The organism is Chryseobacterium sp. DT-167 (assembly GCF_058310155.1).
This window is the reverse complement of sequence record NZ_JBZEEQ010000010.1, coordinates 176,672-190,131: the sequence shown is the minus strand read 5'-3', so window position 1 is coordinate 190,131 and position 13,460 is coordinate 176,672. Positions and strand designations below refer to the sequence as shown.

The following is a 13,460-nucleotide window of genomic DNA, read 5'->3' as shown; positions in this document are numbered from 1 at the left end:
AAAAACAAAGAAAAATATCAGGCAGATTTTTGCTAAATAATTTGCATATTAACACAGATCATTCCGTAGGAATCTCAGCAATGTCATTTATTGAAATACTAAGTTTAGATTCCTCCGGAATGACAAACTAAATGCAAAATTTTAGAATCAAAAAAATTAAAAAAATGAAAAAATTAATCATAGCAAGTGCATTTCTTTTAGGATTAAGCACCATCAATGCTCAAAAATCAATTCCATTATACAAAGGAAAAGCACCTGGAACAGAAAACTGGACGCAAAAAGAAGCGCAACAATTTAATGAACTGTTCAAAACAGAAGTCGTTTTTAATGTAACGCAACCTTCAATGTTATTATTCGAAGCTGACAAGGCTAAAGCCAACGGAACAGTTATCGTTGTCGCTCCGGGTGGAGGCTTCCAAAGTTTATCCATCAACAGAGAAGGAATTGATGTTGCGAAAAAACTAGCAGAAAACGGAATTACTGCAATCGTTTTAAAATACAGATTGCTGGAAACAAAATCCAACGACCCGGCCAAAGAAATGATGGAAAACATCAAAGACCGAAAAGCATTTGATGCAAATACAGCTCCAATAAAAGTAATGGCGGGAGAAGACATCAAAACCGCAATTTCTTACATCAGAACCCACGCAAAAGAACTGAACATCAATCCTGAAAAATTAGGCGTCATCGGATTTTCTGCCGGTGCAAGTGTAATTCTGGAAAGTGTTCTTCACAGCAAAGATGGTTCAACATTACCCAACTTTGCAGCTTCCATTTATGGCGGACCAAGTCAAGAAATTTTAGATACCCAAATTCCTTCAACGCCTTTACCATTGTTCATTTGTGCTGCAAGTGATGACCAATTGAAATTGGCTCCAAAATCGGTTCTATTGTACAGCAAATGGCTTGAAGCAGGACAACCCACCGAACTTCACATCTACGAAAAAGGTGGTCACGGTTTCGGAATGGGAAAACAAAACCTTCCTGTTGACAAATGGTCGGATGTTTATTTAGATTGGTTGAGATTTCACAAATTTTTATAAACCTTAAAATAATTGTTGTCCGATAAAAATTATGAAAAATTGACGAACTCAATGTTTATAGGATAAATTAACAGGTCGCTCCGATAGAGCTTTGTTTTGTCACTACATTTTTCTATTAACAGTAAGTCCCGATGTGACTAAATGCAGCTCCATCAGGAGCTAACTGATAATAGGAAGTCATTGTTTTTTGTAATTAAAGCTCCGGAGGAGCGACCTGTTAATTATATTTTAGTTTTTATCAGATAACAATGCTTAAGTGCCTTTGTGGTTTTAAAAATTCATTCAAATTAAATAATATAAAATAATTACATATGAAAAAGAATATATCAACGCTGATAGGACTTTCTCAGAAAGCAAAATACTCAGGATTATTTTTGGCTTTATTGGTTGCATCGCCGTTTGCGAATGCCCAAACTAAAAATGCAACGGTAACGGTTGACGGAAAAACGTTTAAAGACTCCAACAAAAACGGAAAATTAGATGTTTGGGAAGACACACGTCTTTCGGTGGACAAAAGAATCGATGCCATTATCAAGCAAATGACCAACGAAGAAAAGGTCAACCTTCTGATTGGAACCGGAATGCCCGGAATTGAAGTGTTGACAGGTCCTGTCGGAGATTCAAAAAAAGGCTTGGTTCCCGGAGCCGCAGGTGGTACAGATTCTTTTGACAGATTCGGAATTCCTGCGACAGTTGTTGCGGATGGGCCGGCTGGTTTGAGAATTCAGCCAACAAGAGAAAATGACTCGAAAACGTATTATGCAACGGCATTTCCGGTTGGAACAGCATTAGCTTCGACTTGGAATAAAGCTTTATTGGAGCAAGTTGGAAAAGCAATGGGAAATGAGGTTAAAGAATATGGAGTAGATGTTTTATTGGCTCCGGCTTTGAACATTCACAGAAATCCATTGAACGGAAGAAACTTTGAATATTATTCTGAAGACCCATTAATTTCAGGGAAAACTGCAGCTGCCATCGTTAATGGCATCCAGTCTCAAGGTGTGGGAACTTCCATCAAACACTTCGCTGCAAATAATGAAGAAACTAACCGTTTAACCATCAACGCCCACGTTTCTGAAAGAGCAATGAGAGAATTGTATCTGAGAAATTTCGAAATCACCGTTAAAGAATCCCAGCCTTGGACAGTAATGTCGTCTTACAACAAAGTGAACGGCGTTTACACTTCAGATTCTAAAGATTTACTGACTCAGGTTTTGAGAAATGAATGGGACTTCAAAGGCATTGTAATGACCGACTGGTTCGGAGGTTTCCCAGGTTTTGAATCGATTAGAAGCGGAGGGATTTCTGATGTTGTAAAACAGATGAACGCAGGAAACGACCTTTTGATGCCGGGAATTCCAGCGCAGAAAAAAGTGTTGCTGGCTGCTTTGGATTCAGGGAAATTATCTCAGGAAGTTGCAAATCTTAATGTGAAAAGAATCTTGGAATATATTTTCAAAACACCAACTTTCGCCCAATACAAATACAGTGACAAACCAAATCTAACTGAACACGCAGAAGTGACGAGAAACGCTGCAACAGAAGGAATGGTGTTACTTAAAAATGATAAAAATGCTTTACCATTTGCCGATAAACAAAAAGAAGTTTCTTTATTCGGAGTAACATCTTACGCCTGGATTACAGGCGGAACAGGAAGCGGAAGCGTAAACAACAAACACACGGTTTCTTTATTGGAAGGTTTAAATGCAGCTGGCTACAAATTAGACAAAGAATTGGTTGATTTATATAAACCTCACGCTGAAAAAGAAGTCGCAGCCGAAAAAGAAAGAAGAAAAGCAAGAGGAATTTTAGCATTGCCTGAAAGACTTCCTGAAATGAAAATGGATGAGACTTTCATCGCTAAAAAAGCAGAAACTTCTGAAATTGCTTTCGTGACTTTGGGAAGAAACTCTGGAGAAGGCGGCGATAGAGTAGTGAATGAAGATTTCAATCTGGCAACAGAAGAAATCGAAATGCTGGACAAAATCTCAAAAGCTTTCCACGCAAAAGGGAAAAAAGTGGTTGTGATTTTGAACATCGGTGGTGTCATCGAAACCGCTTCCTGGAAAGATAAAGTGGATGCGATTTTATTAGCTTGGCAACCGGGTCAGGAAGGCGGACATTCTGTTGCTGACGTCGTTTCCGGAAAAATAAATCCTTCCGGAAAATTAACAATGACGTTCCCGGTGAATTACGCAGACCACGCTTCAGCAAAGAATTTTCCTGGCGTTCCTGCTGATAATCCGGAGGATGTGACTTACGAAGAAGGTGTTTATGTGGGTTACCGTTATTTCAATACCTTCAATGTGAAGCCATCTTACGAATTCGGTTTTGGGAAGTCTTATACCGACTTTGCTTACAGTAATTTAAAATTGAATTCTAAAACTTTTAATAATAAGTTAGAGGTTACGGTTGATGTAAAAAATACCGGAAAAGTTGCCGGAAAAGAAGTTGTAGAACTTTACATTTCAGCTCCGGGAAAAAGTATCGACAAACCAAAATCTGAGTTGAAAGCGTATGCCAAAACAAAAGATTTGAAACCGGGAGAATCTCAAACGATTACTTTGACTCTTAATCCGAAAGATTTGGCTTCATTTGAAACCGCAAAATCGGCTTGGGTTGCAGAAGCCGGAAATTACAAAGTGTCTGTTGGGGCATCTTCTTTAGACATCAAACAAACAGCGGAATTCTCGGTTCCGAGAGAATTGGTCGTGGAAAAGGTACAGCACGTTTTCCCAGCGGACAAGCAATTTGAAGATTTGAAACCATAAATTTAATGACTCAAAACAGACAAATAATTATCAACAAAAGAGGCTAAAGATAGCCTCTTTTTAAATTAGATATATTTAAAAACAATGAAGTTCAGTGAAAAGATGCTGCACCGTCTGCTTATTACGATTTACCTTTTTGTTTTTATGTGGTGATTCATCATGTGTATGACATCCTCATTCCTTACTACAGCCTCATGCATTAATTTGTAGGTAAATTAATTTTTTCTGAAATATCAAGATCTTGGCAAAATGTTTTCAAAGAACTTTACAATATTTTTTTTCAGTTTCTCGAAAATAGCAGAAGTTTCAAATTGCTTGTTATCATATCCAATTGGAAATCCTTTCTCAACATATTCATTATTCTTCGCCGCAGTAAGGTTTTTGAAGTCATTGTTGACGGTTCCTGTTTCATCAGTGTGGATATCTAAATATTTTATTGGGGCATTTTTAGAAAAATCCAACTTGCTGATGTCAATTATTTTTACCTCTTTCTTTAGGTCAGATCTAAAATAAAGATTCATTTTTTTCGTATCAATCACCGTTTGCCATTCACCTGGATGTATAGAGTTTAAGATTTCCCATGCATAGTCCACCGGTCTTTCATTATACCTGTAATTTTTCAACATATAGTATGCACGGTTATAACGATCTTCCCAGTTATTGCTTTGATTAAAATCGAACTTTTTATTTCCACCCAAAAAATCAAACTTTTTAGCGGCAGTCAGATCCTTATGATATTGATTATTACACAGGAGAGGCATTGGCATTTCCTTATTTGTAAGTACTGTGTATTTACCATTTAATAAGGCGATTGTGGCAGAATTTCCTTTTGCATCGGTCAGGAAAAAGTGACTTCCTGCAGCATTGGGCCACCAGTCAATATTAGGACCTTCATCCAGATGATCCACAACTTCCTTTACTGATTTGTAATTGTCTAATTGATATTGGATCCATTGTGCCCAAAACATATTGGGCTGTTGTGGATTGTATACTTTACTGGTTTCTTCCAGATATAATTCAACCAAAAAAAGACCTTTTTCATTAACACCATAGCAGGGAAAATCGTATCCAAGGAGATTAAAAGTTATGGATCCAAATTTGGAATTCCATTGTCTGTTTGACTGTATATGGTCAGTGGTTAGGTTTTGCCAGCTTATGTTTCTTTTAAGAACATCACGCTTATTGACGACAATCATTCCAGGCATTGTTTTCCAGTTTTCATTAAAGCCAATGATGTTATAACTTTTACCTGTCAGTAAAAAAGCGGAGCAAGCTCTGCTTTGGACTGGGTACATCATAGAGCAAAGTACAATAAAGCGCAAAAACAAAAGTTTCATAAATAATAATTTATATCTAGACGGACAATATTGAGTAAACCGATGTCCTTCCACGATAATCAGCATCTACCATACCAACGATAACCGTGTCTCGTTACTCTTTTCATTGAAAAAAAACTCTACAGCTTACTAACAAACTGATAATTTCAACAACATAATTGCGATCTGAGATTTGTTCTAAAAAAGTATCAAATTATTGTAATTCCACAATAGCAAAAAACTTAGGGAGATTATTTACTGAAGATTCGAATACAATTTTCTATAAGCCCTCCTGCATTTTGTTATTTGCATAATTGTTTGATCTTTTCAAACAAATTTACTATAATCATTTACATAAAGGCAATGGTTAGTTTTAACCAAAAAAACAAGATAGCCTATTTTAGAAATTTAGACAATGTAAAAGTCCGGTTACAAAAAGGTATCATTCAAAATTAATTCCATCATTCGGAACAGCAACTACCTGAGATTTATTTCACATGAGCTAATGTTCAGACAATGTAAATTTGAGCCCTTAATTATATTCTAGGAAATAATCGAAATGCTTAATGATTATACAACCTTAGTATCTCTACCAATTCAGGGATGGAACGTATTTTCAGCTTCTCAAACAGCCTGTTTTTGTAAGTGCTGATTGTCGATGAATGGAGATTAAGCTGATTAGAAATTTCTTTGAGGGGGAGACCTTCTGCAAGCTTATTGGCAATTTGCAATTCGCGGTCTGACAGCGCTTCAAAGGGTGAGTTTTTTGTCGCCCCACTTAATGATTCTATAAACATCGCTTCTTTTACGTCGTCACTTGCATATCGGCCAGTACTAAGCATCGCTGTCAAAGCAGTTTCAATTACTGCAGTGGAGCTTTGCTTGCTTAGATAGCCACCGGCACCCATCTTTAAATAACGCATTGCGTACAACTCTTCATCCTGAGAAGAAAATATGAGAATTCTTAAGTCGGGTTGGTGCATTTTTATGTAATCGATCGCTTCCTGAACAGAACCATTAGGCATATTGACGTCCATGATGGCAAGATCCAATTTTTCCTTCAAAATTAATTTGTACAGTGATTTAAAATCCTCTACTTCAGAGATTATAGCATTAGGAAGGAGGCGTTTGATGGTTTGTATTAAACCCATCCTGACGATCCCATGATCGTCTGCTACAATAATACGAACGTTTACTTTTAAACCCATTATTCTATAAATTTACGTTAAAAAAAGGGAAACCGTAGTGCCTTTATTTTCAGACGAAAAGATGTCGATGTTTCCGTGCATCAAGGATATAAAATTTTTAACAATTTTCAAACTTAATCCAACTCCTTTCTCGCCAGCAGTTCCCTGGAATATTGGATTATCATAAGTATAGATCGCAGATAAATACTTTTCATCAATTCCCGTTCCGAAATCGATCACAGAAAGTATAACCTGATCGCCTTCTGTAACCTGTTGTAAATAAATGTCTTGTCTGGGTAAAGAGTATTTCACCGCGTTGTTAAAAATCTTGTCTAAAACATATTCGAGCAACAAGCGATCGGTTGTAAGAAATGCATTGGGATCTCCTTTAAAATAAAATTTAATGCTTTTTTCTTTTAATTTAGCAGCGTATTTTTCTTCTAAATGGTGAAAAAGATCCATCACCATGATTTTTACAGGTTTAATCTTATATTCCCCATATTGTGTTTTTAACCAGGCGGAGCTGTCCTGAGTGGTCTGCAGATTCTTCTGGGCATCGCTTTTTACCTGCGGCAACAACTTAAAAAAATCTTCCTCACTTATAGTCTTTTGTTCCAACGCTTCTATAAGCCACAGAAAATTTCCAAACATTTCTTTTGAATCATGAGACAATATCGAGATCAGTCCGTTCTTGAAATTGATTTCATTTTCCAGTTTTTCGATTTTTATCTGTAGTTCTTTGATAAGGTCATCCATAATATAGGTATCATTGTGAAAAAAATTCTACTTCAATATTTTTTTAAAGCTGCTTTTATGATTACTTTTTATCTATTTCTTTGCCAAACCATTTTTGAATCATATCAGACAGGGTTTTTTTTAATAAAGGTTTGGTTAAAAAGTCTGACATTCCGGCTTCCAGACATTTTTCTTTCTCACCAGGAAGACTCCCTGCGGTTAGTGCAATAATAGGTATTTCGATATTTTTTTCCAAGGCTCTTATTTTCCGGGTCGCTTCAATGCCATTGAGATGGGGCATCTGAATATCCATTAAAATAAGATCAGGACTCTCGTTTCCGTATTTTTCAACCGCTTCAGTGCCATCTTTTGCCTCAATGATCAAAGCTTGGGGGATAATATCCTTTAAATAAGTTTTAGTAAGAAGTAAATTAATAGCATTATCCTCAGCAATTAAAATTTTTATTTCGCGCTTACTTACTTCACTTGCGACATTTTTTATTTGCTCTGGTTTTTTCTTTTCAGAACCCTTTAAGGTGGATAAAACCTGATACATTTTTTTCATACGAATCGGTTTTACGAGCCGATTTTCTATTTCTAATTCGTCACACGCCTCCTGTAAATTAGTGTCGTCGGACGAACTGTACAAAACAACATACGGCACTGCCCGGTTGGCGTCGGGAATAATATCTTTCATTTTTCTGATGGTTTCAATACCATCCATAATGGGCATATGATAATCCATAATGATCACATCGAATTCGGATTTTTCCATGATCAGAAGCAAAGCCTTCAACCCACTATCACATTCTATTACTTCGATATTTTTTCGTTCCAGCATCCTTTTCAGGATTTTCCGATTGTTTTCATTATCGTCTACAATCAAAACTCTTTTAATATCAGTCAAGCTTAAATCATATTCCTCTTCCTCCGTATCAAACTGAATATCAAAGAAAAAATCGCTACCCTTTCCCTGATCGCTTTTGACTTGTAAAACACTGTCGGCAAGTGCCAAGATTTGGTTCGAAATGGTGAGTCCCAGACCAGTACCCCCATATCTTTTAGTAATACTGCCATCTTCCTGTGAAAAAGCTTTGAAAATTTCCGTCTGTTTTTCGCTGTTAATTCCAATACCGGTATCGCGAACTCCAAATCGGATTCGTTTTTTACCTTCTCCTAAATCATCTAAAACTTTAACATATAAAACAATCTCGCCTTCTTCGGTAAATTTTAAGGCATTGCTCAAAAGGTTGACGAAAACCTGTTTTAAGCGCATTTCATCAGTCCATATATATCTAGGTATGGTGTCGTCAATATCGATGAGCATTTCTAACTGCTTTTTAGTATTGCTGTATGCAACAATATTGAAAGCTTCTGAAACCAGTTCTTCGATCTCTACTTTGTCGAGGTTTAGCTTAAGTTTTTGATTTTCTAATTTTGAGAAGTCCAGAATATCGTTGATAATACTGTATAAGGAAGCTCCGGATTGATTGATAATTTCTAAATACTGTCTCTGTGTTTCGTCCAGATTGGTATCTAAAAGGAGCTCTGTAAAGCCGATTATACCATTTAGTGGGGTTCTGATCTCATGACTCATATTGGCTACAAACTCCGATTTTAGAACATAGGCTTTTTCTGCTAGCTCTTTTGCGGCTGAGATTTTATTCTCCATCTTTATTCTTTCGGTGATATCCACTGCATTACCCAAATAACATTTTGACGCTTGTTTCAGGATTTTATTAACTAACTCTTCCTCTGGTTTATCTAAATTTTTCTCTTCCTTGTCAAATAAATTTAAATGAGCGATAAGATTGTCCTTAAGACCCGGGATGGGATAGCTTCTATGAAATTTAAATTCCGAGTTCTTAAACTCATAAATCGAGGTCTGATCATCCAAAAGAAAGTGAGGATTCTGGGGATAAATCTGATTGGGGGACATATCACTGGAAGCGAGAACATACACTTTCCCTTCCAAGGTAATACTCATCGTACAAAGCTCTGCGCTGGTCATCTTAGCAGCCGCAAACACCAATAAATCAAAAACATCGGCATATTTTTTTCCGAATGCATTTAATTTATCAATATCGTGCTGATCCGGCGATTGAGTATTGTTATTAAAGTGGTCCATAAGAAGAGTTTTTTTAGAAAGTATTTTTAAATTGCCGTAAAGCTATAATAAACATTGATAGAGTAAGTGGTATTTTCCTTTCCTACCAAACTTTGGGCACCCGCCGGTGGTATGGTGTATCTTACGTTCAGTTCCCGGTCCAAAACCGGCGTTCCGTTAAAAAGTATTTTTTGGGGAGTTTTGGATAAGGGAGCATTTACAGAACTTCCATCCACGCCAATTTGTAATATGTTGGAATTGATGTCGGTCTGCAGCCCGCCTTTCTTAAAATAATTTTCGTCCGATTTTACATATAGTTCAAAACTCTCATTATTGGACAATACAATTTGGTTTGGAATCACTTGTGACTGACCATTGGTGTAATGGGCGGCTGTATTAAAATTGAAGTTTACGTTTCTCCCGGAACTAGGAATTGTTATCTCCGACCGCGGAAGCACCTTTAACTGAACAGCTGTATTTTGCAAACTGTTAATGGAATTATCTGTACTTATGGCATTTAGGTTCAATTCAAAAGTATAAGTTCCGGCTTCAAAAAAATAGTTTTTGAAATCTTCTGCAGACACATAGAGCACAGGGGTGAAGCTGTTTCTGTTTCCCGCTACAACACTGAAATTAGCAGCGGAAAAATTCTGAAAATTGGCAGATAAAGGTTTGGTCGTGAGTACAGACCCATTACTCCCCAATTTAATGCTTGCTATATTTCTGGTTCCTGGAACACCTTTAGAAGACGTGAATTGAACAGTATTGGAAGCAGCTTTCGCCCAAAAATTAAAATCGACCGTATGCGCAATTTCCGTATTCCCTAAATCCCATACCCGCGTGCTTGTACTGCGATAGTCATTCAGAGAAGATATTTCTATGTATTTTGTTAAAGATGTTGTGAGCCATCTGATGGATGCAGGAATCACTAAAATTGTTTTAAAATTACGTGGCGTGAAATCATTATAATTTTGACTGATATCCATGGAATAATTCCCGGCCCGGTAGGCGTTGGCAGCAAACTGAGCAGCTGGTATTTTAAAGGTAAAATTGATATTTCCCTTGTTGAATCCGCCTCCGAAAATAATAGACCCGGGCGGTTCAAACCATTTTAGAGCACTTGTACTGAACGACTGAAAACCTGGTAAAGAACCTGAAAATCCAGTAGATGGCAGCTGTCCGCCCATACTTTCTAATTGCCACAGAAGAGTAGAGCTGGGTAAAGTAAATGAGGAAGTAGACTGAGTAAAAATTGGTCCGGATACAGAGGTGAATGTAGGAGCTATTGGCGCTAATCCAAAAAAGGTATAATCCCAGTTTGTTCTGCTGGTGTTCACCATCACCCTTGTAGGAACTGAGGTAAATTCGACCCTGTTTAAAATATTATTTTCAGGAACAGACAGATAAATATCCTGAGCTTTTGCGACTGTTGATCCGAAGAACACGGTAAAAATTCCTATTAAAAAACCTCTCATCGTTTTCATATCCTCTAAATTAAAACTTTTTCACCTTTATCGTGGTGTCTTTCTTCTTATATTCAAAAACTACAGTTTCTGAGAAACCTTCTTTTGTCACCTGAATAGTTTGATTGGGTTGTGGATAGCTGTATTTGTCATTTTCAATATAGAGGTCGTATTTTCCATCTTTCAGGAAAAACTCAAACTCATTTTTTTGGTTAACCACGGCAGTGTGGATCACGCCATCTTCACCTTTTGCATACACTACTATTCCGGTTACATCCGTTTCCAAAACATCGTAGGCTTGTTTGATCTCTGTTAATTTCCCACTTATCCTGAGGTTTTTTACCAGACCCACTTTGCGGTTGATATTGTTATTTACCATAATTACAGGATCCATCATCAATCGTGCGCCCGCACTTTCGTTTACCTTCAGTGTGTAAATACCTTCAGGCACATTCTGAAAAACTACTTTTCCGTTCTTGTCTGTCAGTGCAACAAAATTGTCCAGTTTCACTATTTCATTTGCAAGAACCGATTCACCCGCTTCCAGAAGTCCATTGAAATTTTTATCTTCAAATAACTGGAACGTCACTTTATGATTTCCAAGAGCCGTTGCTGCGGTAAAATATTTTTTAATTCCCACTCTGAATTGGTAATAACTGCCACTGCTTGCATATTCAGCCATAGATTTATAACCGGAAAAATTAAAATAACCTGTGCTGGACCAGGAAGGCGAAATCTTATATTCCAGATTACCACTTACATTGGTATTTAAGTTTTTGTAAAGTTCTGAATAAAAAGTTCCGGCTGAAAAAGATCCACTCAGATTATTACCAAGCATCTGGAAATTATACGAGGCATATACATTGTAGTTGGCAAAATTACGGTCTACATCGTAATAAGAATTTAAATCAAAAACGTTAATTGCGTTCCATTGGGCTGTTCCGTTGAGGGAGAAGGATTTGTATCTATAAGACAATGTTGTTTTCAGACTGTTGAACCAATCGGCCTTATTGTTATCTTTTGAATAAGAATATTCCGCTGTCCAGTTCAATCCGTGAGCACCAAATGTTGTGCTTATATTGGCTTCCATCCGATAAGAGAAAAGTTCCTGCGAGGTGTAAAAATTGGCTGTTTTTTGCCTTTCAATCTTTGGAGATAGTAGGAAATTCCACTTCTTAGAAGAAAACTGGTAACCTGCTCCCAAAGATTCTGTACTGTTGAAATAATAACGCAAATTAGCGGTATTCCCAGTTTGGATAGGCGCATTCTGGAAACTCAGGAACTCAGGATCTACCTGCGAATTCTGATATTGTATAAAAGCACGCTGTGAAGCAGAGAACTGACGACCGATACGTTGATTTGAGAAAAAAGATCCCCTTTTGATTCCCGCATAACTACTGGTGGCAAAGGTATTAACAGATTGTATATCCCATTTCCCCATTTTCCCGTCGTAGTTGGCTCCCATTGTAGCTCCTACGTTTTCATCTTTGTTCGAAAGACCTTTTTCGTGGCTCAAACCTGCCTCAGTGCGGATTGTATGTTTATCGTTAATTAAAAATGATGATACCGCATTCGTAACCTGTGTATCCACATTAAAGCGCGGATCATGGTCGAATAGATAGGACACTTTTCCGTTGAAAGATTTAGAATTCCCAAAACCATATTTTGCACCTACCATGGTAGATCCTTTTGCCTGTTGGAAATAAGTACCATACAGGTTGTAATTATTTTCCAGCGCTAGAATTTCAATCTGATTATTTTTGCCAAATTTGGTAGATACTTTCCCCCCTCTCCCGAAAACCGGGTAATCGTAATCGTTACTATTAACATTTCCTACCCGTAATACCTTATTTTTTCTTTCCAGTTCCAGCCAGGTATCGTACAGGTTATAACGGCCGTCTTCAAGATAGTAATCTGCACCGATATTGAAGCGCGATTTCAAATTTTCGGTCACTCGAAATGCTGTGTTTCCTCTTAATTGAAGAAAATTGAAACCTGAACTGTTTTCGTTATAGCTAAGTTCCGCAAAATTACTTCCGCTCACCGCTTCGTTTCCGCGGGCAATTTGTCTGTTGTTTGATAAAATGACCAGGTGTAAAGTGTTACTTCCCACGATTTCGTTATTAAGCAGATCTGTGGCGATTGCATTAATATTAAATTCCGGGAAAAGCGTATTCTGTCTTCTGACCACAATTTTGATCTCAACTGTTTGTTTTTCTAAACCTTCCAGAGATACGGTATGTTGTTTTGGCATCATTTCCAAACCATCAGGAATGGATTGTAAATCAATCTTAACGGTTCTTTTACTATAGCCTTGGTTTTCTACAGTCAGTAGAATTGAGGAGTCAGGCGCAGCAGGATTAATGAAATTTTCGTATTCAGCCGTATAAATTGCGATGTTTTTGTTCTCCTCTTTATCAACAAAGAACGAGACACTATCAGTTCTGGTGACCAATGGTGTGGTATACGAAACCTGAAATTTTATCTCATTGGATACCAATTTCATAAAATCTACGTTGGCAATCAGTTTTACAGGAAGATTTTTAGACTGACCCGCACCTAAGATAAAATCATTTTTAGGATAGAAAAGTAAACCCGGATAATTTGCCGAGGGCATGATATTCTGAATGGTAATTTCTTCAGAACTTTTATTCTCAATGACCAGGAAATTAGTAAAAGTAGAACCCTTTTCAACAGCTACACTCTCGTTTTCAAAACGGATTTCGATATCCTTTTTTTCCTGTGCAAAGGCAAACGAACAGTGTAGATGAACAAATACAAAAAATAAGATTGTTCTTCTTAGGATTGATATTCCATTTTGTGGTTTCAAGACTTAAT

8 protein-coding genes are annotated in these 13,460 nt (G+C 37.1%); 2 read left to right on the top strand and 6 right to left on the bottom strand.

What is annotated here, in order from left to right; translation table 11 throughout:
• The first annotated feature begins 164 nt into the window (after positions 1–164).
• Positions 165–1,043 (top strand): alpha/beta hydrolase, encoded by an 879-nt coding sequence (locus AC4FQ5_RS14365; protein ID WP_491144378.1) that lies wholly within the window; start codon positions 165–167, stop codon positions 1,041–1,043.
• A gap of 311 nt (positions 1,044–1,354) precedes the next feature.
• Entirely contained in the window at positions 1,355–3,814 is a 2,460-nt protein-coding gene (locus tag AC4FQ5_RS14360; protein WP_491144377.1) for a beta-glucosidase, read from the top strand.
• A 233-nt stretch (positions 3,815–4,047) separates the two neighbouring features.
• On the opposite strand, the gene AC4FQ5_RS14355 is transcribed toward AC4FQ5_RS14360, so the two are convergent.
• The 6 genes from AC4FQ5_RS14355 to AC4FQ5_RS14330 form a co-directional block, all read right to left on the bottom strand.
• Entirely contained in the window at positions 4,048–5,112 is a 1,065-nt protein-coding gene (locus AC4FQ5_RS14355; protein WP_491144376.1) for a linear amide C-N hydrolase, read from the bottom strand.
• Positions 5,113–5,693: 581 nt separating this feature from the next.
• Entirely contained in the window at positions 5,694–6,338 is a 645-nt protein-coding gene (locus AC4FQ5_RS14350) for a response regulator (RefSeq protein ID WP_491144375.1), read from the bottom strand.
• Between the two features lie 12 nt (positions 6,339–6,350).
• Positions 6,351–7,073, bottom strand: a complete 723-nt coding sequence (locus AC4FQ5_RS14345) for a sensor histidine kinase (protein WP_491144374.1) — start codon at positions 7,071–7,073, stop codon at positions 6,351–6,353.
• Between the two features lie 61 nt (positions 7,074–7,134).
• The gene (locus AC4FQ5_RS14340; RefSeq protein WP_491144373.1) at positions 7,135–9,180 is read right to left on the bottom strand and encodes a response regulator; all 2,046 of its coding nucleotides are present in this window, start codon (positions 9,178–9,180) and stop codon (positions 7,135–7,137) included.
• Positions 9,181–9,206: 26 nt separating this feature from the next.
• On the bottom strand, positions 9,207–10,643 hold the full coding sequence (locus AC4FQ5_RS14335) for a hypothetical protein (protein WP_491144371.1): 1,437 nt from the start codon (positions 10,641–10,643) through the stop codon (positions 9,207–9,209).
• Between the two features lie 10 nt (positions 10,644–10,653).
• A complete protein-coding gene (locus AC4FQ5_RS14330; RefSeq protein WP_491144370.1) occupies positions 10,654–13,452 on the bottom strand; it encodes a hypothetical protein in 2,799 nt (932 codons plus the stop codon).
• Positions 13,453–13,460 lie beyond the last annotated feature (8 nt).